Annotated in this window: 23 protein-coding genes and 1 riboswitch; of the genes, 8 read left to right on the top strand and 15 right to left on the bottom strand. The window is 59.9% G+C overall.

Annotated elements, in window-relative coordinates:
• Positions 1–56: 56 nt before the first annotated feature.
• Together ACA058_RS26010 and ACA058_RS26015 are read left to right on the top strand one after the other, a co-directional pair.
• Positions 57–1520, top strand: a complete 1464-nt coding sequence (locus ACA058_RS26010) for a PAAR domain-containing protein (RefSeq protein ID WP_497636518.1) — start codon at positions 57–59, stop codon at positions 1518–1520.
• Positions 1517–2131 (top strand): hypothetical protein, encoded by a 615-nt coding sequence (locus ACA058_RS26015; protein WP_497636519.1) that lies wholly within the window; start codon positions 1517–1519, stop codon positions 2129–2131. The genes ACA058_RS26010 and ACA058_RS26015 overlap by 4 nt, the downstream gene beginning before the upstream one ends.
• Before the next feature lie 74 nt (positions 2132–2205).
• Here the strand turns inward: ACA058_RS26015 and ACA058_RS26020 are convergent, their stop codons facing one another.
• From ACA058_RS26020 to ACA058_RS26040, 5 genes are all read right to left on the bottom strand, one after another.
• A complete protein-coding gene (locus tag ACA058_RS26020) occupies positions 2206–4944 on the bottom strand; it encodes a winged helix-turn-helix domain-containing protein (RefSeq protein ID WP_497636520.1) in 2739 nt (912 codons plus the stop codon).
• 294 nt (positions 4945–5238) lie between these two features.
• Positions 5239–6603, bottom strand: coding sequence for a DUF1329 domain-containing protein (locus tag ACA058_RS26025; RefSeq protein ID WP_497636521.1), 1365 nt, complete (start codon positions 6601–6603; stop codon positions 5239–5241).
• 28 nt (positions 6604–6631) lie between these two features.
• Positions 6632–8602, bottom strand: a complete 1971-nt coding sequence (locus tag ACA058_RS26030) for a DUF1302 domain-containing protein (protein ID WP_497636522.1) — start codon at positions 8600–8602, stop codon at positions 6632–6634.
• Between the two features lie 338 nt (positions 8603–8940).
• Positions 8941–10623, bottom strand: coding sequence for a fatty acid--CoA ligase (locus ACA058_RS26035; protein WP_497636523.1), 1683 nt, complete (start codon positions 10621–10623; stop codon positions 8941–8943).
• A gap of 213 nt (positions 10624–10836) precedes the next feature.
• Positions 10837–11466 (bottom strand): LysE family translocator, encoded by a 630-nt coding sequence (locus ACA058_RS26040; protein ID WP_497636524.1) that lies wholly within the window; start codon positions 11464–11466, stop codon positions 10837–10839.
• 91 nt (positions 11467–11557) lie between these two features.
• Here ACA058_RS26040 and ACA058_RS26045 point away from each other — a divergent pair, with 91 nt between their 5' ends.
• The 3 genes from ACA058_RS26045 (at position 11558) to ACA058_RS26055 (ending at position 14393) form a co-directional block, all read left to right on the top strand.
• Positions 11558–12523, top strand: a complete 966-nt coding sequence (locus tag ACA058_RS26045) for a 2-hydroxyacid dehydrogenase (protein ID WP_497636525.1) — start codon at positions 11558–11560, stop codon at positions 12521–12523.
• Positions 12524–12556: 33 nt separating this feature from the next.
• Positions 12557–13555, top strand: a complete 999-nt coding sequence (locus ACA058_RS26050) for a methyltransferase (RefSeq protein WP_497636526.1) — start codon at positions 12557–12559, stop codon at positions 13553–13555.
• A gap of 40 nt (positions 13556–13595) precedes the next feature.
• Positions 13596–13719: riboswitch (yybP-ykoY riboswitch) on the top strand.
• An 89-nt stretch (positions 13720–13808) separates the two neighbouring features.
• The gene (locus tag ACA058_RS26055; protein ID WP_008016665.1) at positions 13809–14393 is read left to right on the top strand and encodes a TMEM165/GDT1 family protein; all 585 of its coding nucleotides are present in this window, start codon (positions 13809–13811) and stop codon (positions 14391–14393) included.
• 146 nt (positions 14394–14539) lie between these two features.
• Here the strand turns inward: ACA058_RS26055 and ACA058_RS26060 are convergent, their stop codons facing one another.
• The 4 genes from ACA058_RS26060 to ACA058_RS26075 form a co-directional block, all read right to left on the bottom strand.
• Positions 14540–15358: a M48 family metallopeptidase gene (locus tag ACA058_RS26060; protein ID WP_497636527.1), complete on the bottom strand. Its 819-nt coding sequence runs from the start codon at positions 15356–15358 to the stop codon at positions 14540–14542.
• Positions 15359–15574: 216 nt separating this feature from the next.
• Complete coding sequence (locus tag ACA058_RS26065; protein WP_497636528.1) at positions 15575–16198, bottom strand: SOS response-associated peptidase; 624 nt, start codon at positions 16196–16198, stop codon at positions 15575–15577.
• A 35-nt stretch (positions 16199–16233) separates the two neighbouring features.
• Complete coding sequence (locus ACA058_RS26070) at positions 16234–16494, bottom strand: putative signal transducing protein (RefSeq protein WP_497636529.1); 261 nt, start codon at positions 16492–16494, stop codon at positions 16234–16236.
• 9 nt (positions 16495–16503) lie between these two features.
• Positions 16504–16686, bottom strand: coding sequence for a CPXCG motif-containing cysteine-rich protein (locus tag ACA058_RS26075; protein WP_497636531.1), 183 nt, complete (start codon positions 16684–16686; stop codon positions 16504–16506).
• Between the two features lie 139 nt (positions 16687–16825).
• Between ACA058_RS26075 and ACA058_RS26080 the strand changes: the two genes are divergently transcribed.
• Positions 16826–17992, top strand: a complete 1167-nt coding sequence (locus ACA058_RS26080) for a 1-acyl-sn-glycerol-3-phosphate acyltransferase (RefSeq protein WP_497636532.1) — start codon at positions 16826–16828, stop codon at positions 17990–17992.
• A gap of 175 nt (positions 17993–18167) precedes the next feature.
• Here the strand turns inward: ACA058_RS26080 and ACA058_RS26085 are convergent, their stop codons facing one another.
• On the bottom strand, positions 18168–18446 hold the full coding sequence (locus ACA058_RS26085) for a hypothetical protein (RefSeq protein ID WP_497636533.1): 279 nt from the start codon (positions 18444–18446) through the stop codon (positions 18168–18170).
• Between the two features lie 179 nt (positions 18447–18625).
• Positions 18626–19210: a YajG family lipoprotein gene (locus ACA058_RS26090; RefSeq protein ID WP_008060219.1), complete on the bottom strand. Its 585-nt coding sequence runs from the start codon at positions 19208–19210 to the stop codon at positions 18626–18628.
• Between the two features lie 199 nt (positions 19211–19409).
• Between ACA058_RS26090 and ACA058_RS26095 the strand changes: the two genes are divergently transcribed.
• Complete coding sequence (locus ACA058_RS26095; RefSeq protein ID WP_497636534.1) at positions 19410–19643, top strand: hypothetical protein; 234 nt, start codon at positions 19410–19412, stop codon at positions 19641–19643.
• A gap of 709 nt (positions 19644–20352) precedes the next feature.
• The gene (gene mqo, locus ACA058_RS26100) at positions 20353–21861 is read left to right on the top strand and encodes a malate dehydrogenase (quinone) (RefSeq protein ID WP_497636535.1); all 1509 of its coding nucleotides are present in this window, start codon (positions 20353–20355) and stop codon (positions 21859–21861) included.
• Between the two features lie 121 nt (positions 21862–21982).
• Here mqo and ACA058_RS26105 read toward each other — a convergent pair whose 3' ends face one another.
• The 4 genes from ACA058_RS26105 to ACA058_RS26120 all read right to left on the bottom strand — a co-directional run bounded on the left by ACA058_RS26105 (position 21983) and on the right by ACA058_RS26120 (position 23890).
• On the bottom strand, positions 21983–22270 hold the full coding sequence (locus ACA058_RS26105; RefSeq protein WP_497636536.1) for a PA4642 family protein: 288 nt from the start codon (positions 22268–22270) through the stop codon (positions 21983–21985).
• 63 nt (positions 22271–22333) lie between these two features.
• Complete coding sequence (locus ACA058_RS26110; protein ID WP_497636537.1) at positions 22334–22819, bottom strand: hypothetical protein; 486 nt, start codon at positions 22817–22819, stop codon at positions 22334–22336.
• Between the two features lie 35 nt (positions 22820–22854).
• A complete protein-coding gene (locus ACA058_RS26115) occupies positions 22855–23328 on the bottom strand; it encodes a WbuC family cupin fold metalloprotein (RefSeq protein ID WP_497636538.1) in 474 nt (157 codons plus the stop codon).
• Positions 23329–23332: 4 nt separating this feature from the next.
• The gene (locus tag ACA058_RS26120; RefSeq protein WP_046818972.1) at positions 23333–23890 is read right to left on the bottom strand and encodes a hypoxanthine-guanine phosphoribosyltransferase; all 558 of its coding nucleotides are present in this window, start codon (positions 23888–23890) and stop codon (positions 23333–23335) included.
• Positions 23891–23961: the final 71 nt, after the last annotated feature.

A 23961-nucleotide genomic window follows, 5' to 3' on the forward strand; every position in this document is an offset into this window, starting at 1 on the left:
CTCCTCCGTTCCATCGGGAGCAGGAGCAATTTGATCGTCAACAAGGAGTTCTAGCAATGGCAAAGGGATATTTCATTCGCAAGGGTGACAAGACCAATTGCGGTGGCCAGGTACTGGAGACCGATACCCGCATCATGATGTTTGGCTTCGCCCATGCTCGCGTAGGGGATCCGGTTTCCTGCGGCAAAAACGATGGCACCTACGAAATCCTCGGTGGCATCTCGTTCATGGACAGTCACGGCAGGCTGATGGCGGGCTCGTTGGACAGCCGCAGCAGCTGCCCCTGCAAGGCCGGGCTCATCCCCTCGTTTACCACCGCCACCTATGACTCCAGACAGGGTGCTGCGCCGCCAGTCGCGAGGAGTGCCCCTCGACAGGCGGCCGCGCCCGTTGCGCCCAGCAATCCGGTGACGCCACGACAATCCAGTTTCACTTCAGCGCGGGCACCCTCACCGACGCTCAGCGAACGGCCTGGGACGGTCTGCGAGAACCTCTGGCGCGGGTACCAGCAAAGGGTCGAAAACGTCGTGGCACCGGGCGGCAAGTTGATCGCCGACCCGAAGGCGCGCAACAAGGCGATCAATGCCGCCTACGCCCAACTGTGGCGCCATGACCCGCGTTTCCAGTGGGCCGGGCTGGCGGCTTTCGCCTCGAAACAGGTGGGCTGCGGACTGCTGCACGCGGCCGAAACGGTTGAGAAGATTCAGGCGGAAGAGCAGGCGATACAGCAATTGAGGGACAGTGCCAGACAAGGACTGAGAGGCTTGCTCAGTCCCAGTGAGCGGGAAAAGCGCGCGACCATTCGGGCGTTTGAGCAGCGCCAGCACGAGTACGAAGAGGCCAACCGGGACAACCCGGTGTGGGGCTTCACCCATTGGGGTGCCGACCTTCCCTTGTCGTACTCGCAACGAATGTACCGGTTTGTGCACGAGATGCTGGCCATGGGCAATACCACGCTGTTCCTGGATGTGTATCCGCTGCATGTGTTCTACAAGGAACGGGGGTTGGAGGCGCTGAAGGATTGTCTGGAATCACGTAGCAACATTTATGGGAATGGCCAATATCCGGTGTTGTGGCCGGTCGGGCAGGAAACGCTGAAGTTCGGGACTGACCACGAGGAAATCCTCCTGGCCTTCGAGGCGATCGAGGCGGGTAACATTGCCAAAAGTGTTGAGTTTCTAGCCAAGCACGAACAGGTCAACATCCTGCAACCGGCGATGTACGACGACAACGGTCTGAAATGGTTATTGCGCGGTAACCATGCCTCCTACGTCACTAACATCCCCTCCGGTGCCGCTCAGGCCATCGAGCTAACGCTGGCCAGCCAGTGCCGTCCCATCGAGGACGGACGCACCATTGGTTTTGGCAGCAATCCCTTTGCCAACCTGGCTGACATCGAACGGCGCATGGCCTTTGTGCTCAAAGCCGCGGCGCAGTTTAACGATTTACTGCACAGCGACCAGCGCGACCAGATTGAGCAATCGATTCGGGATATCGCCTGGGGTGGAGGCGTGCGGTGAACCTGATGCAGCGCATGGGCTGGCGACGCGGTGTGTTGGCACTGGCGATGGCGGCCCTCCTGACGTCAGCCGCGATTCAAGTACTCTCGGATGAGCCGGAAATCGCCCTGTTGATTGGCGAGCCCTACGAGTCTATGCGCCAGCGCTCCAGCGCTAACATTGGCCCAGCCATTGCGGGGCGCTCATGGTTCAGTGTTCCGAAATCAGATGCACGCCTGCGCTTCATTGATCCCAAGTACGGTTTTGTAACCCCTCTGGCCCGTTTTTTTACTGTGATGTTTGATGATGAACAGATCCACGGTGTCCGCATGTCTCCACAAATCGAGCCGCTGCTGCTCGACGATACCCTCAAGGTCGTGCTGGATCTGCAAGAGCAATGGCGCAACGCTGGCTGGACCCCCATCAAGGTCGATTCCTTCCCTTCATTCGCCGACACTCCCGAGTGGCGAGCCCAATTACGGGACGTTAACAAAGGCGGCAAAACTTATTGGCACGCGTGCAACCGGTATCAAGTGATGTTGATAGTGAATCGATTCAGGGACCAGAAGCGGCCCACAGAGGAGCGCTATCTCATCACGCTGTCACTGGCCACGCCATGGACGAACCCTTGACCATACTTCATAACGACCTGGCGAAGCGGCCAAGGCTGGTTCTTGGCTGCGCCAGCGAGAAAACCCGCCCAACGCTACACCAACACCCCCAACTCCTTCGCCCGAGCCACCGCCTGAGTACGCCGCTCAACCCCCAGCTTGCTGTTGATATGGCTGGCATGGGTTTTCACCGTGTGCAGCGAAATAAACAGCTGATCGCTGATTTCCTGATTCGAGCACCCTTGGGCAATCAGGCGCAGGACGGCCATTTCCCGGGTGCTGAGTTGTTCCGACGCGGGGATGGGCTCCAGCGGCGGGCGAGAGGCCATGGATGGAAGTTTTTCTGCAAGATCCTGGGAAACCGGGGTCGGCGCACAGAGTTGAAGCTGTCCACGCAGCCAGTCCGGATGCTCGGTCAACAGCCCTTCAAAGGGTTGCAGCACGCCGCCGGCTGCGGCGTCCAATGCCTGAACCAGCGCCTTGCGAGCCTCGGGTTCGCGTCCGCTGCCCAGCAACAGTGAAACTTTTTGCGTCAGCGCCATTGCACTGAGCATCTGCCGACCGGTTTGCTGACCATGTTCGAGCAGCGCATTCAAACGCCCTTCGGCCAGCATTGGCTGGTTCTGGATGACCTCCAGCAACGCTTGCTGCAGTTCGATATGCAGCGGCAGTTGCGGATGGAATTCCGGTGGCGCCGCCGGCTGCTCGCCGTTATAGGTCTGCCCCAATCGCGTCAACCAGGCTTGCGCCAGATCGGTACGCCCCTGGGCCAGCCAGAGTTCGCATTTGACCAGGGTAATCATTGCCAGGTAGTAGATCGGCGGTACGTCCCAGATGTGCATCAGCCGTTCGGCTTCGGCGAGCTCGGCAAAGGCCTTGGCGAACTCACCGCTGCTGCCTTCAAGCCGGGCGATCACGCAATGGCCGATCAGGACGCTGATGTCGCGACAGGCACGGGCCTCGCTCAAACCGACCTGCAAGCGCAGCCGCGCCGCTTGTGGTTGCAGGCGCACGGCCAACAGGAAGCCCTCGTACAACGTCAGTCGAGCGCGTACCGCATAGAGCCGCTGCGCAGACAGCCCCTGCAAGCGTTGCAGCCCTTGCCGGACTTCATCCAGCGAACGCAGTATTTCGCCCCGCGTCTGCAATACTCGCGCGCGGTCGTAGTGGGCCAACGCCTCGAACAGCGGGTTGCCAACCCGTTGCGCCAGTTCCAGGGAGTCGCGATTCAATTCCCTGGCGCGCCACATATCGCCATCGGCAATCGCCAGGTTGGACAGGGTCGAGAGGCACATCAATCGCTGGCCATAGCGCTTGCACGGAAGGCTCTCCAGCGCTTCGGTGCAATAACGTATCGTCAGTTCGCGGTTACCGCGCCCGCGCGCGATGATCCCGCTCAGGGCCAGCCATTGCGCCAGCATCGACTTTTGCGCGGTGGCCGACGGCGCCGGCAGGAAGCGACTCAGGTGGCTGGCCAGTTCCTCGGCGGCGTCCAGCTGGCAGGCCAGCCCCAATGCCCAGCTATAGAGCACAATCAGTCGAGGCGTGCTGATCAGCAGGCTATCGGGCAAGTCCATTTTCCAGCGCAGCAACATGCCGACATTCTGTTCGGCCAGCAGTTGTTCTTCGGAAAGGTTTTGTACCAGGTTTGCCGCAACGTCCAGGTGCCCGGCCCGCAACGCCTGCTCTACCGCCTCATCAAGCAGGCCCTGGGCATTGAACCAGCGACAGGCGCGCAGGTGCAGGCTGGCGGCCGGCACCATCGATTGCGCGCCAGGCCGTGTGCGCAGCAGATCGGAAAACAGATGGTGATAGCGATACCAGTGGCCGTGCTCGTCCAGCGGCACCAGGAACACCTGGTGGGCAGCCAGAAAGCGCAGGATTTCGGCGCTGTCATGGGCGTCACGAACAGCGTCGCAAAGTTCGCTGCAAAAGCGTTCCTGGTGGGCGGTGTCGTAGAGAAAGGCTTGTACCTCGGCGGGCAGGCAATCAATCACCTCCTCGAGCAGGTAATCGCGGATCAGCCCTTCCCCGCCGTGGAGCGCCTGGGGCAATGCCCCCTGGGAGCCTGCCTCGGAGGCGGCCAGCAACCAGAAGCGCAACCCGGCAACCCAGCCTTCGCTACGCTGGATCAGGTTTTCCAGCGCCTCGCCACGCAAGGAACTGCTGTGCCGATCGAGCAGGCTCAAGGCTTCATCATGGGTCAGGCGCAAATCCTGCTCATGCAGCTCCAGCAGCTGGCGCGACAGGCGCAATCGCGCCAGGTGCCAGTCCGGACGCTGTCGACTGGTGACCATCACCAGCAAGCCATCGGGAAGGTGATTGAGGAAAAACTGCAGGCAGCGATCGAGCACCGGCCCCTGGGCCAGATGATAGTCATCGAGCACCAGCAACAGGGGGGTCGCTGTCGACAGATGCGCGGCCAACTCGTCGAGCAGGCCGTCCAGCCATTCTTCGAAGGCAAACGGCTGATGCCGCTGGCGCATCTTCAACAACCCGAGGGACTGCCTGCCCAGCTGCGGAAAAAAAACCTGCAGGCCTTCGAGCAGCCGCTCGAGGAATCGGCCCGGGTCGTTGTCTCGCGGGCTCAACCCCAGCCAGAGACTTTGCCAGTGGACCGGCAGTGCCTGACAGAACTCCACCGCCAACGAACTCTTGCCGAACCCGGCCGGTGCGCTGACCAGCAGCAGCCTGCCACCGAGACCGGCGCTCAAGCGCTCGCACAGACGTGGGCGCAGCACATGGCCGTCGGGCAATGGCGGTCGGAAAAAGCGCCCGTCCAACGCGGCGACAGCGACGCTTGCAGGACCGGGTGGTGGGGACAGATCAGTCATGGCCGGCTCTTGTTTGAATTGCGGGTGGCGGCGTTGCAGATGTCCGCAGACTAGCGGTAAACGAGGAGGGAATGAAGGTTAATGCTACAAATGGCTACAAAAAGTCTACGAACACTGTAGGAGCGAGCATGCTCGCGATGGACGTCAACGATGACGCGGGGAACCTGAATACACGCGGTGCATTTGAGATCATCGCGAGCATGCTCGCTCCTACACGGGAAAAGCCCCCCCAAAAAAACGCCCCGAACCAGTCGGGGCGTTTTTCCGGAGGATGCGGCCTCAGGTCATTGCACGTCAGCGAACACCCTCCTGGCGCAATGCCGCCGGGGTGAAGTCGCTGGTGGTGGCGGTGAAGCCGAAGTCATACGCGGACTTCTCTTCGTTCTTCATGCCCAGCGCCAGGTAACGGCCCGATTGCAGGTCGTACAGGGCTTCCAGGGCATACCACGGCACTTGCTTGTCGTAGTAGTTCTCGGCATGCGCCTCGGCGACGCGCCACAGTTGATTACGACCGTCGTAGTGATCGATCACCGCAGCCTGCCAGGTGTCTTCGTCGATGTAGAAGTCACGTTTGGCGTAGATGTGACGCTGACCTTCCTTCAGGGTGGCAACCACATGCCAGACCCGGCGCAGCTCGTAACGAGCCAGGTCCTGGTTGATGTGGCCGGCCTTGATGATGTCGGCGTACTTCAGCTGTGGCGAGTCGAGCTTGTAGCTGTCGGAAGCGATGTACATCTCTTTCTTGCCTTCGAGCTTCCAGTCGTAGCGATCCGGTGCACCGTTGTACATGTCCAGGTTGTCGGATGTACGCAGGCCATCGGCAGCGGTACCCGGCCCGTCATAGGATACTTGCGGCGCACGACGCACACGACGCTGGCCGGCGTTGTAGACCCACGCCGAGCGCGGCTCTTTTACCTGGTCGAGGGTTTCGTGCACCAGCAGCACACCACCGGCCAGTCGTGCCGGGGCGGTCACTTTCTGCTTGAAGTAGAACAGGATGTTGCCCGGGTTCTTCGGATCCCAGTCCTTCATTTTGTCGCGGAACACGAACTGGTCCTGGAAGTACACCAGGCTGAACGATCCGTTTGGCTGCGGCGTGGCCTGGGTTATCAGACGGGTCACGCTACCACCGCGATAGCGGGTGATGTGGTTCCAGATGACTTCAACACCGCTTTTCGGAATCGGGAACGGTATCGCGGTTTCGAAGTTCTCCAGACCGTTGCCGCCGGACACCAGATTAGTGTTGGTGGCGTTCTTCTTGATGGATGCGAACACGTCATCCGGCACGGTGGCGCCGCGGTGGGACGGGTAAACCGGCATCTTGTAGGTTTCCGGGTAGCGCTTGAACATCGCGTACTGGCCCGGGGCGAGCTTTGCCTTGTATTGGTCGACGTTCTGCGCCGTGATGGTGAACAGCGGTTTTTCACTCCCGTACGGATCGGACAGGAAGCCTTTGCTGTCGATGCTTCCGGCGTTTTTCGCCATTGGTTTCCAGGCCGGGATCGAACCGTCGGCATTGCCCGCCATTTCGGCGCCCATCGGGGTCAGGCTCTTGCCCAGCTTGTCCGCTTCTGCCGCCGGGACCGCTGCCATTACGCCGGTCGCCAGCAGCGAAAGCCCCAGGACACCGACGTGGAACAGACTCTTGGTTATTTTCATATGTGTGCTCGTCCTGAAAATACAGTGCTTAGAAGTTCACGCCGAAGCTGAGCGCAACGAAGTCGCGGTCATCCACGGTGGTGTACTTGCCGTCGAAGAAGTTGGTGTACGCCAGGCTTGCGGTGTAGGTGTTCTGGTACTCGGCATCGACACCCAGGCTGACCGCTTTGCGACCTTCCTCGAAGTTGCCGCCAGGGCCAGGGGAGTAACCTTCCACGTCGTGGGACCAGGCCACGTTCGGCTTGAGGTTCACACCGGCGAATACGTCGTTGTATTCCCAGATGGCGCGACCGCGATAACCCCAGGAGTTGGCAGTGGTGTAGCCGTCGTTTTCGCAGTAGCGACTGACGTTGTTTTGCGGCCCGCCTGCCAGCGTTCCGCTGTTCAATGTCACGCACTGATTGTTTGGCAATGGGCCAGGGCCATAGCTCGGGTCACGGCCGTAACGTGCCTTGGAATTGCTTTCCAGGCCGCCGACGTGGGTCCAGCCGACCTCACCCACCAGGGTCAGACGCTCGGCGCCCATCACCTGGTCGAAGAAGTGGGTCAAGGTCGTTTGCAGCTGGGTCACTTCCTTGCGGCGATAGCCATGCTGATCCTGCCCTGGCGCGCCCTGGAGCACGGAAACGTTAGGGTTCAGTGGCGTCAGGCCGGAAAAGAGGATGTCGGTGGTGTTGAGCTGTACCGGTGCGTTCGGACGGTAGCTGATTTCACCACTCCACGCGGTACCGGTTGGCAACGTGGTGGAGAAGCTCAGGCCATACAGGCGAATGTCTTCCGGGTATTCGACGAAGTAACTGGAGTTACCTGCCACTTGCAACGGCAAAAACTGTGCAGCCAGACCCGTCGGGCCACCCACGATACCACCCACGGCGGCGGGCGGAATGCCCGCGCCAATCAGTGCGCCGCCCAGTGCGGCGCCCAGTGCCTGCGGGTTATAGGCACTCGCAGGGGCACCCTTGCCACTGAAAATCGGCGCACGACTGTGGTAGTTCATGAAATAGCCACCGAACTCGGTGTCCAGCGGCTCGAACATGTACTTGAAGGACACGCCGAACTGGCCGCTGTCACGCGCATCGCGATCCGGACCACGACGAACAATGACGCCTTCATCCGGGTTACCCCAGGTCACGCCCCTGGCAGCCAGCGTGTTGATGGCAGCGTTACGCGCCCCGGCCGGCAGCCCCGCCGCCGCCAGAGCGTTGTTGATCCCGTTACGGGTCCGCAGCACGGCCAGGTTTTGGTCGCAACCATCGGCGATCACGTCCGGTTGCGAGAAGAAGGTGCCGCAGTTGTCGGCAACCGTCTGGTCCCATTCGATCTGGTAGAACGCTTCGGTCGAGAGATTCTCGGTGAGGCTCTGGGACACGTAGAACATGTTGACCGGGATCAGGCCTTCCTTGATCTCGGCACCGGGACGACGGAATGCGGACACATCGATCGGGTTGATCGAGTTGATACCGCCGCCGATGAAGGTACTTTCACCCCAGCTCACCACTTGCTTGCCCAGACGTACGGAACCTGGCTGATCGGCAATGGCGTAGTTGTGATAGACGAAAGCGTCGAGGATCTGGCCGCCGGCGGATTTGGCGCCTTCCTTGCGGTTGCTGTCGCTGATGTCCTTGAACGGACGGCTCTCGTCCTTGAGCTCAAAGTCGTACCAGTATTTGCCACGGACGAAAATGCCGGTGTCGCCATACTTCAACTCAAGGTCATGGATACCCTTGAAGATTTTCGAGAAGGTTTCACCGCTTTTGAAGTTCAAGTGACCGTCATCGGAAGTCTGGGACAGGCCGCGACCGCCGTTGTTGACGCCGATGAGGTTTTTGTTGGCGCTTTCAGTAGACCAACTCGCACCGACCGACAGGGAAGAGTCGAATTGACCTTCGATTTCACCGATGTTGAAACTGACGCCGAATGCAGGCCCGGCGAGCGTAGAGGCAAGGCTGACGGCCAGAGGCAGTTTAGCCCGGCGCCAGAACTGGTTTACTGATGTCATCGACGCTACTCCATGTGCATTTTATTGTTATGGCAGTGAGCACTTCTAAAAACGCTTGGATAACAGGGAGCCATGGCTTCCCAAAAGTCATTCCAAAGTTGCATCGCCCCGGTTTGTGCGTTTGCTCCGTTCTTAAAAATCCTTGAGCGGACTATAGCCAGCAGGTAGTAGTGCTTGATCCCTCTAAAGTGTGATTTGCGCCTGCCAGCCACTCTGGAACAGTCCTTTGCCATGCCGACACCTGTCGGCATGGCAAGAATGGCTGAAAATCCGGATTTGACAAGCCAAGCGCTTGCTTGGTGGGGCTGGCGTGCCCTTTTGGGCACGCCAAGGGACGCTTAAAGCGTCGAGAGGAAGGTGCTGTTGTTGGCCTGCCATTTGGTGATGTCGATGCGAATTTGCTTCTTGTCGAGCTTACCGACACTGGTCTTGGGAATTTCAGTAACAAGGGCGATCTGACTCGGAATGGCCCACTTGCTCAGGTGCCCCAGCTCCACGAACGGCTTGAGATGCTCCTTGAGTTCCCGGGCGCCGATGGCATGGCCCTCGCGCAGTACCAGCAAGGCAAACGGCCGCTCGCCCCACTGCGGATCGGCAATCCCCACCACTGCTACTTCGCGTACCGCCGGGTGACGACTGATCAGGTCTTCGAGGTCCAGGGAGGAGATCCACTCGCCCCCGGTCTTGATCACGTCCTTGATCCGGTCGCGAATGTCGATCACACCCATGCTGTCCAGGGTTGCCACGTCCCCGGTGTGCAGCCAGCCACCGGCCCAGAGTTCGGCGCCCTTCTGCGGTTCGTTGAAATAGCCCTCGGTGAGCCACGGCGCACGCAACACCAGTTCGCCTTGGGTTTCGCCATCGGCCGGCAGGAAGTTGCCTTCGGCGTCGACGATCGCCGCTTCCACCAACGGCCCTGGCACACCGGCCTTGATCCGGTAGGTGGTGCGTTCGTCCTCGGTTCCGGCCATCAGTTCATCATTGAGGTGCGCGCAGGACACCAGCGGCCCGGTCTCCGACATGCCGTAGGCGGCGGTCAACTGAATGCCCTTGGCCTTCGCGGCTTCGTACAGCGCGTGGTTGAGCGCACTGCCACCGATGACGATTTTCCAGCCACCGAAGTCAGTGTCCTGGGCAGCCTTGGCGTTGAGGACCATCTGCAGGATGGTCGGCACACAGTGCGAGAAGGAGACTTTTTCCTTGCGCCACAACTCCACCAGATACTCCGGATCGTAGCGTCCCGGATACACCTGCTTGAGCCCGAGCATGGTCGCCACATAGGGCAGGCCCCAGGCATGCACGTGGAACATCGGCGTGATGGGCATGTACACGTCGTTGGTGCCCAACAGGCGCACGCTGTCGATCGCCCCCATAATCGTCGATACACCCATAGTGTGCAGCACCAGCTGCCGATGGGTGAAATACACGCCCTTGGGGTTGCCAGTGGTGCCCGTGGTGTAGAACGTGGTCGCCACCGAGTTTTCGTCGAAGTCCTGGAAGTCGTACTGCGGGCTTGCCGCTGCCAGCAATTGCTCGTACTCACCGACGAGGTTTGGCAGGTCGGCGGTCTTTTCCGGCAGGTCGGTCAGGAGCAGGGTTTTCTCGACCGAGGTCAGGTTCCCGGCGATCGCGTTGTACAGTCCGACGAATTCGCTGTTGACCAGGACATAGCGGTCCACGGCGTGATTCATGGTGTAGAGGATCTGCTCCGGCGACAGGCGCACGTTGATGGTGTGGATCACCGCGCCGATCATCGGAATGGCAAACATGCATTCCAGGTATCGGTGGCTGTCCCAGTCCATCACCGCCACGGTATCCCCGGGCTTGACCCCGGCAGCCGTCAGCACATTGGCCAGCCGTGCGACCCGTTCGATCAGGGTCGGATAGCTGTAGCGCAACTGGTCGCGGTAAACGATCTCGCGGGTTTTCTCATAACGCGCGCCGGACATCAGCAGCCGTTTGATCAGCAGCGGATACTGGTAAGCGCCTTCGGCTGGGGGGATAACGCGAGTCTGCAACATAAGAATCCCTTTTCTGACTACTCGGTCGTGACTGTAGAGTAAGCACTGTAGTGCCCCTGATCGCCAGCCAAATCAGCCAAAGGGATGATTTGCAGAACCGCACATGTAGGAGCTGCCGCAGGCTGCGATCTTTTGATTTGGCTTTTTGAAGATCAAAAGATCGTCCGAACGCGGCCCGAGCCTGCGGCAGCTCTTACAGGGATTTGTGTTTGGTCAGTGCATCTCGGTAAACGCGAGTTTCACACCAATGGCGATCAACACCGCGCCCATGGTCCGGTCGAACCAATGACCCATGCGGGCGAAACCGGCGCGCACGCGCTGCTGGCTGAAGAGCATGGCCACCAGGCAGAACCAGATCGCTGTCGCCACCGCCAGGTAAACCCCGTAACCGGCCTGCACGGCCAGCGGTGTATGCGGATTGATCACCACGGTGAACAGCGACAGGAAAAACAGCGTGGCTTTCGGGTTCAGACCGTTGGTCACAAACCCCGAAGTGAAGGCGCCACGCGCGGTGCGCTCGCCGGCTTCCTTGTGCAGATCGTCTGTCACGGCCTTGGCCGGTTTCGCCCGCAGCGCCTTGAAACCGATGTACAGCAGATAAGCGGCGGCGGCCCATTTCAAGGCGTTGAACAGGACGATCGACTGGGACACGATCAGGCCGATGCCCAGCAGCGAGTAACCAACGTGGAGGAAAATCGCCGTACCGACGCCAAGCGCTGTCCAGGTGCCGGCGCGACGACCATGAGTCACGCTTTCCCGTACCACCACGGCAAAGTCCGGGCCGGGGCTGGCCACGGCCAGCAGGTGAATCAGCGCAACGGTCAAGAACTCGGTCCAGTACATGGGGGCTCCTTTAGGCCAAGCGTAACTATTTATTTCATCTGGTAGGCTCGGCAGATTACGCCTTCAGTTCATTGCACAAAAGGTACAGTTGATGACGAACATTCACCGCGCTGTTTTCCTCGACCACCCGTCCCTGGACCTGGGCGATCTCGACCTCAGCCCGCTGCGCGAAGCTTTCAGCGAACTGCAGCTGTTCGCCCAGACCTTACCCGATCAGGTGATCGATCATCTCAAGGGCGCCAGCGTCGCCATCACCAATAAAATCCGGATCGACGCGGCCGCCATCGCTGCCAGTCCCGAGCTGAAACTGATCCTGATCACCGCCACCGGCACCAACAACGTCGACCTCGCGGCCGCCCGTGCCCATGGAATAACCGTGTGCAACTGCCAGGGTTACGGCACACCATCCGTGGCACAGCACACGATCATGCTGCTGCTCAACCTGGCAACGCGTCTGGCCGACTATCAGAAAGCCGTCGGTGAGGGGCGCTGGCAACAGGCCAAACAGTTCTGCCTGCTGGATTACCCGATCGTCGAGCTGCAAGGCAAAACCCTTGGTCTGCTCGGTCATGGCGAATTGGGCGGTGCGGTCGCGCGCCTGGCCGAAGCCTTTGGCATGCACGTGCTGCTGGGCCAGATTCCGGGACGCCCCGCCCGGCCAGACCGCTTGCCGCTGGAACAACTGCTGCCGCAAATCGACGCGCTGACCCTGCACTGCCCGCTCAACGAACACACCCGCCACTTCATCGGGGCCCCAGAACTGGCTTCGATGAAACCCGGCGCCTTCGTCGTCAACACCGCCCGTGGCGGCTTGATCGACGAGCAGGCGCTGGCCGATGCCTTGCGCAACGGTCACCTGGGCGGTGCCGCCACCGACGTGCTGAGCGTGGAGCCGCCGGTCAACGGCAATCCACTGCTGGCCCAGGACATTCCACGCCTGATCGTCACCCCGCACAACGCCTGGGGCAGTCGCGAAGCGCGGCAGCGAATCGTTGGCCAATTGACCGAAAACGCCCTGGGATACTTCAACGGTGAGGCGCTGCGGGTCGTCAGTTGATAAACTGCGGCACTTTTTTTCACAGGAGCAGTTATGGATCCGCGCAGTGAAGTACTGCTTCGTCAGGCTGAGTTATTCCAGGGTTCGGTGTTGTTGGCCGGTCTGCCCGCCGACGACTTGTTGGGCCGCCTGCCCGACGCCCATGGCTGGAGTTGGCACGCCGGCGATCAGGCCGCGCTGGATGCGCGCTTCGCCGAGCGCAGCCATTTTGGTGTTAACGCGCCTGAGCGCGCATTCGATAGCGCCGTGGTGTTTCTGCCCAAGTCCAAGGACCTGACCGATTACATCCTCAACGCGCTCGCCTCTCGGCTGGCCGGCCGCGAGTTGTACTTGGTCGGTGAGAAAAAAAGCGGCATCGAAGGCGCCGCCAAACAGCTGAACCCGTTTGGCAAACCACGCAAGCTCGACAGCGCGCGGCATTGCCAGCTCTGGCTGGTCACCGTGGCCAACGCACCAGACGCCAAACCGCTGGAAAGCCTGGCCCATACTTATGAATTGCCGCTGGCCGAAGGCCCGTTGAAAGTCATCAGCCTGCCAGGCGTGTTCAGCCACGGTCGACTGGATCGTGGCAGTGCGCTATTGCTGGAACACCTCGATAAACTGCCAAGCGGCCACTTGCTGGACTTCGGTTGCGGCGCAGGGGTGTTGGGCGCGGCGGTGAAACGTCGTTATCCCCATAACCAGGTCACGTTGCTGGATGTCGATGCCTTTGCCGCTGCCAGCAGTCGCCTGACCCTGGCGGCCAACGGTCTGGAAGCAGACGTCATTACCGGTGACGGCATCGATGCTGCACCGATGGGATTGAGCGCCATCCTGAGCAACCCACCCTTCCATGTCGGCGTGCACACCGATTACTACGCAACAGAAAACCTGCTGCGAAAAGCGGCAAAACATCTGAAAAATGGCGGCGAACTTCGGCTTGTGGCGAATAGCTTCCTGAAGTATCAACCACTGATCGAAGAGCATCTCGGGGTCTGCGCAATCAAGGCCGAAGGACAGGGTTTCCGCATCTACCGTGCAAAACGCGGATAGACATTTGTACTTGCCGAATGGATTTTGCCTAGGCAGAATCCGCACCGTCCTAGGGGAGTAGTCTCCCACGAGCGCCATGCTCGTCCGGCATGCGTCAACATACTTGGTCAACAGACCATGGCGCATGCGACCCAAGCGTCCGCATCAGACGGATCGCAGGGTTTGACAAGACCTATGACACGAACACCTTACCCGGGGCGGGAAGGCTGTACGTGTCATAGCCGTGTCGACCCGCCCCTTAGGAAAAACCCTGATGCTGGATTCACTACTGGTACCCACCGCCATCGTTGCCTTGGCCGAAATCGGCGACAAGACGCAATTGCTCGCGCTCATTCTCGCCGCCCGTTTTCGCAAACCCTGGCCGATCATCGCCGGCATCGTAGCCGCGACCCTGGCCAACCATGCGGCGGCCGGCGCGGTAGGCGCCTGGGTTGGCAGTTTCTTCTCCGACACGATGCTGCACTGGATTCTCGCCGCCAGCTTTGCCGCGACGGCACTGTGGACCCTGGTGCCGGACAAGATGGACGATGACGAAGCCAGTACCGCCCGCAAGTTCGGACCGTTCCTGACCACGTTGATTGCGTTTTTCCTCGCGGAAATCGGCGACAAGACCCAGATCGCGACCGTGATGCTCGCCGCGCAATATCCTGAACTATGGCTGGTGATCATCGGCACCACCCTCGGCATGTTGATTGCCAACGTGCCGGTGGTTCTGGCGGGCAACTTTGCGGCGGACAAACTGCCATTGACGTTGATCCGTCGACTGGCGGCGTCGGCGTTTTTCATCCTGGCGATTGTCGCGGTGTACAAGGCAATGCAGAGCAGCGGGTGGGTTTGACGGTGTAGGTCGGTAGACCGCGTTATCGTTCTTCGCGAGCAAGCTCGCTCCCACAGGGGTCAGTGTCGATCACAAAACCAATGTGGGAGCGAGCTTGCTCCGGGCGGCGTTCCGACGATGGCGCCAGCGGCCTCACCGCATCTTTATCAGTGCTTCTTGGTCTGCTCGTAAAGCGGCATGACCTTCGGGATCGCCGCCTGCAACGAAGCAATACGGCTCGACGAAGCCGGGTGAGTACTCATGAACTCAGGCGGCGAACCTTCCGATGCCTTGGCCATCTTGTTCCACAAGGTGATCGCGGCGTTCGGGTCGTAGCCGGCACGCGCGGCCAGCTCGAGGCCAATCAGGTCCGCCTCGTTTTCATTGGACCGGCTGTTGGGCAAGGTCATGCCGTAGTTGGCCACGGCATCGGCGAGAGCCAGGCTGCCCTGACCCAGGCCGAACAAGGCACCGGCGCCCTGCTTGGCCATTTCCATGCCATAGGCCTTGGACATCGCCTCACGACCGTGCTCGCGCAGGGCGTGGGCGATTTCGTGGCCGAGGATGGCGGCGATTTCGTCATCGGTCAGCTTCAGGCTGTCCATCAGGCCGGTATAGAAAATGATCTTGCCACCAGGCCCGCAGTTGGCGTTGAGCTCATCGCTCTTGATCAGATTGACTTCCCAATTCCACTGGGCCGAATCCGGACGAAAAACCGGAGCCTGGGCAATCAGCCGATCGGAAATCAACTGGAGGCGCTTGGCATCGCTGCTGGTCTTGTCCAGCACACCCTTGCCGCTCGCCTCGCCCACGGTCTTTTGATAAGACTGGGCGTACATCTGATTGACCTCATCAGTGGACAGCATGCTGAACATGTATTGCTTGCGTTCAACACCCACGGCGCCACCGCTGGTGGTGTTGACCGACTGGCAGCCGGTGAGCAGAAGCGCTGCGCCCAGTGCACCTACGACCAAAATCTTGTTCATCGAAAAACTCCATGAAAACTGCCGCCTATCCTAGGCGTGGAAATGTATCGACGCCAGATACACAAGAGATAAGACGTCTATTTCCAGCAAAGCTCTCATCAACGCAGGAAAAAAATCACAACGCCAGTTGAACGGACAGCAGCGAGTTCAAGAGCAAGGTCAAAAGATCGCAGCCTGCGGCAGCTCCTACAGGAGCTGCCGCAGGCTGCGATCTTTTCAACCCGGAGTAAGACACTCCGGCCCATTGAGCTTCGGATCATTGACCATGTTGGCCAGCACCCGCTCACGCAACGCAGCGGGTTCGCTGGCGAGCAAGGCTTGCAAGGCATGCAGCGGCGTCTCGGGATCGAGCCAGATTTCCTGCCCCACCTCATCGAGAATCAATGGTCGACGCTGACTCGCCGCCGGTTGCGTGATCACCGCCGTGCTCAGCCACACCTGCTCCTGCACCGGGTAGGCCTCCCAAATGGCGGCGAAAAACAGCGACGAGCCCTCACCTGGTGTCAGCCAGTACGGCCGCTTGCGAGTGGTACCGCGCCATTCATAGAAACCGTTGGCCGGCAGCAGGCAGCGGCGCTGACGCAGAGCCTCGCGAAACATCGGCTGTTCGGCAACGGTTTCGGCCCGGGCATGGGCCGGGGTGCGGGATAAGTCGGTCAGCCACGGCGGTGTCAGGCCCCAGCGGGCGCGGGCCAGTTCACGCTGGCCGTCCTGGCCTGCGCGCAGCATCAGCACCGAATCATTAGGGGAAATGTTCCACTGGGCCTGTTGATCGGCTGGAAAACCTGGCAGGGTCGCAAAGTCGCGATTCCAGCGAAACAGGGCATAACGTCCACACATGGGGCAGCACGACTCTTGATCAAACGAACGCCAGCCTAACAGACCAGCGTGCCGGGAAAGCTGTCTGGTTCATCGCCGGACAGCGGCAGCGCAGCATTGTACGCGGTGATCAGCTCGCGGGCGTATTCAGCCTGGTCATTATCCACCGCCAGCCCCAGCACACCAAAGATCGGCAGTTCACCAGAGGCGCCAACCAGATCTCGCCCCACCAGATGCGCTTCGATGCCTTCGCTGGCGAGCATGCCCTGCAGCAACTCGCCTTCCATCAGGTTTTCCGGTTCGTAGACTCGCTGCATACACACCCCTCATTCGTTTTCACTGAAAACTTCGAGATGCCATTCCTCACCGTGAACTTGCAGAACGAAGGTTATCGGCTTGCAACAGACCTGACAGTCCTCGATATAGGTTTGATCACCGCCGGATAAATCCAGCGTAGTCTCAACCGCCTCACCACAATACGGACATTCATACTGCGCAGTTTCCAGCATCGCGGTCTCCCCAGGTGACTTGTGCGTATAATCGCCGGTCTATTTGCAGGGCTATTTTGTCTGACTACTTTTTCAGACCCTGCCCCGCTGGTTTTCGATCAAAACCTTTACTTACCCTAGCCGTTTCTAACAAGAGAGCATGATGGGCGAATTCGATGCCATCCGACCTTACGACGATTGCGAAGTCCCAGCGGTGCTGGCACGACTGCTCGGCGACAAGGCGTTTCTAGATATCCTCACCCACTTCCGCTTCCCGCGTTTTGCCGGCGCCTTAGGCTGGGCACTCAAACCCCTTATAGCTCATCGGCTGCGCCGCGAGTTCGCTGGCATCACGTCGGTTGCCACCTTGCAGGACAAAGTCGAGTACTACGTCGACCACACCATCGAGCGCGCCACGGACGGTGTGACGTACACCGGTGTGGAGCAGTTCAAGTCCGGCAGTGCCTATCTGTTCATCGCCAACCACCGTGACATCGTGATGGACCCGGCCTTCGTCAATTACGCCGTGTACCACGCCGGCCTGCCGACCCCGCGCATCGCCATCGGTGACAATCTGCTGCAGAAGCCCTTTGTCAGCGATCTCATGCGCCTGAACAAGAGCTTCATCGTGCACCGCTCGATCAGCGGTCGCCGCGAGAAAATGGCGGCGTACCAACTGCTGTCGGCGTACATCAACCATTCGATCCGCAACGATTGTGCCTCGATCTGGATCGCCCAGGCCGAAGGTCGGGCCAAGGACGGCGACGACCGCACCGAGTCGGCGATCCTCAAGATGTTCCACATGAGCCGCAAGGACGAGCCGTTCGGCGAGGTTATCCGCTCGCTGAACCTGACCCCCGTGTCGATCAGCTATGAGTACGATCCGTGCGACCAGGCCAAGGCCCGCGAACTCTACATCCGCGCCACCACCGGCAGCTACACCAAGGCCCCGGGCGAGGATGACGTGAGCATCGCCAAGGGCATCACCGGCTACAAGGGCCGGGTGCACGTGAACTTTGCGGCGCCCATCACCGAGCTGTTCGAAGACACCAAGCAATTGGCGGTCGAGATGGACAGGCAGATTCTCGGCGGTTACCGCTTGTTCCCGGTGCACTACCTGGCCTACGCCCAATGGCAGGATGCCGACCCGCAACTGCAGGTGCCAAGCGCCAGCAAGATGTTCCCGGCCGACGAACTGGCCAAGGCTCAGGATCAATGGCAGCAACGCCTGGACGCCTGCCCCGAAGAACATCGCCCGTACCTGGTGCTGCAATATGCGACCCCGGTGCGCAATCAGTATCGGGTGAAGGCTGGATTGCCGCTTTAACCGCTTGTGGCGAGGGGATGTATCCCCGTTGGACTGCGCAGCAGTCCCAAAACCTGTAACTGCGATCTTTCTGATACACCGCATTCTCAGGGTTTGCGACTGCTTCGCAGCCGAGCGGGGATAAATCCCCTCGCCACAAAAACCCCCTCCCCACTGAAGCCCCTCACCACAGTGTTCAGACGCGCGTGCTGATCCAGGATACGAGCAGCGCCAAGCCGAGGCAGGCAAAACCGAAGCGGTAGAAAAACCGGTTCATGCGCAGGGTTGCCCAATCCAGCGTCGGTTCCTGACTTGGACTGCTCTGGCGCTGCGCCTGGAGACTGGCCATCGCGCGCTGTTCACGGCGACGCGTGGCGTGCAGCAACCAACCGCCCGGGAAGGTAAGCAGCAAGGCCAGCAGATTGATCAATTTGGCGGGATGGGCGGTAAACAGCGTCATCAAATGCAGCGACATCACAAACCTCAAAAAAACCTTGGCAGCAGGCACCTCACCTGCGACCGCGGGCGAATTCTACCGAAAGCCTGCGCGCCTGCCCCTGCCGTTGAGACAATTAACAAATCAAATGACCAATGGCCAAGAAAAAAGCCCGAGGTCATTGCTGGCACCGGGCTTTTCGGCATCTGGCGAACCGTTTACTCGCCGAGAACCTGACCCACGGTTGGATCCTTGAACAAGCGGGTCAACGCATCGCTCAACACGTCGCTGACCAGCTTGGTGTTGGTTTCCTGGTTCGGTGCCATGCCAAAACGCTGGTCCAGGGACGCGCCATAACGACCGCTGTAACGACGGTTGGCATTCTGCACATCGGAACGGAAGGTCGCGCCAATGGTGGCTTCGGTAACGTACATGCCTTCTTTCGGCGACTGGTACTTCAACTCGGCCAGGGTCACGGTGATTTGTGGCGCGTTCAGCGCATTAGCTGTCGGGGTGAAGCCCAGCAACCGCACGGCCGCTTCGGCCTGCGCCTGCAGTTTCGGCAGGATCTGCGCGCCCTGCACGGTAATCGCGCTGGTTTCCGGGTACAGACCGCCACGGGTGCCCAGGGTTGGCGACGGACGCCCGTCGACCACTCGCACCACCACCGGCTGGCCGTGGCCGACCGGCGCCAGTTGAGCCGTCAGCTTGGGTTCCGGGTTCAGTTGTTGCGGGCTGTGGGCGCAGCCGACCAACGTCAAGCTGGTCACAGTGATCAAACCGAACAACAGGCGTTGCAACATACTCTTCTCTCCAGAATCAGGCACTAACAGGCCCGCAGTATAGCGGTGCGCCACTGCAGCGAACCAGCGCAACAATTGCAGAAAATTCTGACAAAAGTTTCAGAATCCCCTTCCTGTCACACATCTGTCACCCCCCATACACTTGCACGTAACGGCTCGCTGCCATTCTTCACAACAGTCACCCGGAAGGTACTTCGCCATGCGCTTTCTCGTTTCGCTGTTCGCCCCACGCCCACGGCACCGCAGCTTTGCCCTGCTCGACAGCAACGGCCATTGCCAGGCATTCAAGCAGTGCAGCCTCCAGCCCATGGGCGATGGCTGGGTCGAAATCGAAGAAATTCGCCTCAACTGGCTGCAGCAACCCCTGCCCGCCAGTGCCCGCGTCAGCCCGCATCCACCGCACTCACGGGCACAGCACCTGATGGCGACCTGACCAGACGCCTAATAAAAGTCATTAAACACGACCAATTCCCTGCGTTTCTTCGCTACAATCTCCCCCCGATTATAAGGACGTCTCCTGATCGGGCCTCGCAGCATCGTCAATGCTTCGGTTTTGGCACCCCGCACCGCCCACAGAGAGCCGCCCACACAGATCGAGTGAAGCTGGCGCGCTTGCTGTTCCTTTGGCAAAACCTCCACTTTTCGCGAATCTGCAGAGCTGTCATTACGCTCGGTCACTGAGCTGTTTGCCCGTATTTCGGGCACGGTGCCAGGCTGGGACAGCCCTTTTTTGAGGTTCACGTCTCCAAAAGAGCGTGAAAAAAACGGGTTTTCACAACTTCACAAGAGTGTGGCGAGCAAATGAATAGTTTTGCGTCTGAATATGCACCATTAGCGTCCAGTACAGCCCAACGACACAGGACCGAGTACACCTCGAATACCGGAGCCTGAAGCCTGTCCGCTACGGATTTGGTTGCACAAGCGGATGTATCGACCATAAGTCGAATTGCCAGTCGCTCGTTGAAATGAGTTCATATGACTCTTATTAGACCCGGCAGGTAGCGTCCGTCGAAGTTGCGAAAAATTGCGAAGATTCGGACATGGCGATCCTGCCATGGGTACCTGGGGCATCACTGACACGCCCCGTCACTCCTGGCAGCCATGCCGACAATTTGGTGCTGCAGATTTTGGAGACGCGTTAAATGGCGCATAACGAAGCAGTCGACGTAGTACTGGTTGGGGCCGGCATCATGAGTGCCACCCTCGCGGTACTGCTCAAAGAGCTCGACCCCGCGATCAAGCTGGAAGTCGTCGAGCTGATGGATTCCGGTGCCGCGGAGAGTTCCAACCCGTGGAACAACGCCGGTACCGGTCACGCCGGCCTGTGCGAGCTGAACTACACGCCGCAGGCTGCCGATGGCACCGTCGACATCAAGAAAGCCGTGCACATCAACACCCAGTTCGAGGTGTCGAAGCAGTTCTGGTCGTACCTGACCAAGAAAGGCACTTTCGGCTCGTGCAAATCGTTTATCAGCCCGGTGCCACACCTGAGTTTCGTGCAGGGCGAGAGCGGCGTGTCCTTTCTCAAGGAACGCTTCAACGTGCTGAGCAAGCACCACGCCTTCGACGACATGGAATACACCGAAGACAAGGCCAAGATGGCCGAGTGGATGCCGCTGATGATGCCGGGGCGCGATCCTGGCGAAACCCTCGCGGCCACTCGCGTGATCAACGGTACCGACGTCAACTTCGGCGCCCTGACCAACCAGTTGCTCAAGCACCTGACCAGCGCCCCCGATGCCCAGGTCAAGTACTGCAAGCGGGTGACCGGCCTCAAGCGCAACAACGGCGGCTGGACTGTCAGCATCAAGGACGTCAACAGCGGCAACAGCCGTGAAGTCGACGCCAAGTTCGTCTTCCTCGGCGCTGGCGGCGCGGCATTGCCGCTGTTGCAGGCTTCGGGCATCGAAGAGAGCAAAGGCTTCGGCGGTTTCCCGATCAGTGGCCAATGGCTGCGTTGCGACAACCCGGAAGTGGTCAAGCACCACCAGGCCAAGGTCTACAGCCAGGCTGCCGTGGGTTCGCCACCGATGTCCGTGCCGCACCTGGATACCCGTGTCGTCGACGGCAAGAAATCCCTGCTGTTCGGACCTTACGCCGGTTTCACCACCAAGTTCCTCAAGCACGGTTCCTTCATGGACCTGCCGATGTCGGTTCGCGCCGGCAACATCGGCCCGATGCTGGCGGTGGCGAAAAACAACATGGACCTGACCAAGTACCTGGTCAGCGAAGTGATGCAGTCGATGGAGCAGCGCCTGGAGTCCCTGCGTCGCTTCTACCCTGAAGCGAAAGCCGAAGACTGGCGCCTGGAAGTGGCCGGCCAACGGGTGCAGATCATCAAGAAAGACCCGAAAAAAGGCGGCGTCCTGCAATTCGGTACCGAACTGGTCGCGGCCAAGGACGGTTCCCTTGCCGCCCTGCTCGGCGCCTCGCCAGGTGCCTCGGTGACGGTTTCGATCATGCTGGAACTGATCGAAAAATGCTTCCCGGGCAAAGCCAAGGGTCAATGGGCTGCCAAACTGGCAGAGATCTTCCCGGCCCGGGAGAAAGTCCTGGAAACCGACGCGGCGCTGTATCGCAAGATCAACACGCAGAACAACGTTGCCCTGGAACTGGTTGAGGCCAGTAGCGAGACTGAAAGCTACGCTTGATCCGGCCCCATGAAAAACGCCCCGTCCATCATTGATGGCGGGGCGTTTTTTTGCCTGATGAAACCAATATCGCTGGCTCAACTGACTTTGTGGCGAGGGGATTCGGTTCGCCTCAGATAGATCAGCCGCGAGCCTTCTCGATCAACTCGATGTAGTCCGGCGCATTGCGCTGATCCTGGATCAGGGCAACGAAGTCCTTGCCGTGCTCATCCTTGCCGTCCAGGTCCAGGCCTGCCTCGACGAAGAACGTCAGGAAACGCTCGAAGTCGTCGATCCGCAGACCACGGTAGGCCTTGATCAGCTTGTGCAGGGACGGAGAAGTCGCGTCGACCGGTTCGAAATCGAGGAACAACTTGATCTGCTCATCGCCGATCTCGTCACCAATCACTTGTTTCTTATCTTTACGCATTGCCGACTCCAGCTCGCAGACATTTCACGGGGCGGGCAGTTTACCCCTGCGCGGGCGCCGGGCTCAACGCGGACGAACAGCCCCGGTGTGCAGATCGGCCCAGATGTGGCCGTTGGCGTAGCTGAGAAACTGGCAATACACCGTGTCGTTACGCAACAAGTCGATGACCACCCGGTATTGAGCCAGCGGGTAATAAAGCGTCAACGTTTTGCTCTTGTCGTCGTAGAGTGGTTTTTTCAGGCTTTTGCTTTCGCCATCGAAATTGACAAGCACCTGACTGATGGTCGCACCCTTGTTCAAGGATTTGCCCTTGAGGCGAATCATCAGCGGCGAGGTGACCGGGATCGGCTGCTGGCTGGATTGGCGCTGACTGCCGACCACCACCGAATACTCGGTGACTTGCAGCAGTTGTTGCTGCTCCGGTTCCGCGTCACGCAGGGTCAGGTCATCCGGCGGCAGGAACTGCCCGTGCATAGGTGCCGGGGCGGCCGCCAGGGGCAGGCTGAGGGTCAGCAACAGGGCGGCACAGCAGCGGATAAACAGACTCATGACAGGCTCCAAGGGTGAACGCGTTGCAAAATCAATCAATCGAACTGCGCGCGCATCCAGGCCTGATACTCGGCAACACCGGGGTCGCCTTCACGTGGCGCCCAATGCGCCAGCTCACCTTCGCCGACCGGACGATAGGGACCCGCCTTGCACTCGAACATCAGGCTATCGGCTTCGAGCACTACCAGGCCGTGGAACACTCCCGTAGGCAGGTCCACGCCGACACAGTCGCCACCGGCCTGCAGGACCGTCTTGCTCAGGACAGCGCCGGACTCATCGAAGATCAACACGCCCAGCCGCCCCTTGAGCACCAACAAGGTTTCGGCCTTGTTGTCGCCCAGGTGACGATGGGGCGGGATATACGTCGAAGGTTGCAACCCCACGGCCATGCGATGGCAGGCGTCTGCCATCTGGTGGAAGTTGTGATGCTGGCGCCCGCGAGGGTTGGCCGCGGCTTTCTCGGCCAACTCGGCGAACAGGGTCTGATCAAGAAAGCTCGGCACGTTCATGTTCTTACATTCCTTTAACGGCAAAAATCCCGTTGGCGTTACGCCAGTAGCCTTTGTAGTCCATGCCGTAGCCAAAGATGTAACGGTCGATGCACGGCAAACCGACAAAATCGGCCTTCAAGTCCGGACGAGCCTTGCGGTCGTGGTCCTTGTCGATCAGCACGGCAGTGTGCACTTTACGTGCGCCGGCGTGTTTGCAGAAGTCGATGATAGCGCCCAGGGTATGACCTTCGTCGAGGATGTCGTCGATGATCAGTACATCACGGTCGATGAACGACACTTCCGGCTTGGCCTTCCAGAACAGCTCGCCGCCGCTGGTTTCGTTGCGATAGCGGGTGGCGTGCAGGTAGGACGCTTCCAGCGGGAATTGCAGGTGAGTGAGCAGTTTGCCGGCGAAAATCAGCCCGCCGTTCATCACGCAGAACACCACCGGGTTGCTGTCCGCCAATTGATCGTTGATGTGTGCACCGACGCGGGCGATGGCCGCCTCGACTTCAGCTTCGGTGTACAGGCAGTCAGCCTCTCGCATGATTTGACGGATATGCTCGAGATCAGCGGACATGGCGCTCTCCAATGGGGGGGACGGATTCGGAAAAGCGGGCAAAGGTACGCATCCCGAACGGCCAGATCAAG

The sequence above is a fragment of the Pseudomonas sp. LBUM1649 genome (genome assembly GCF_059716155.1).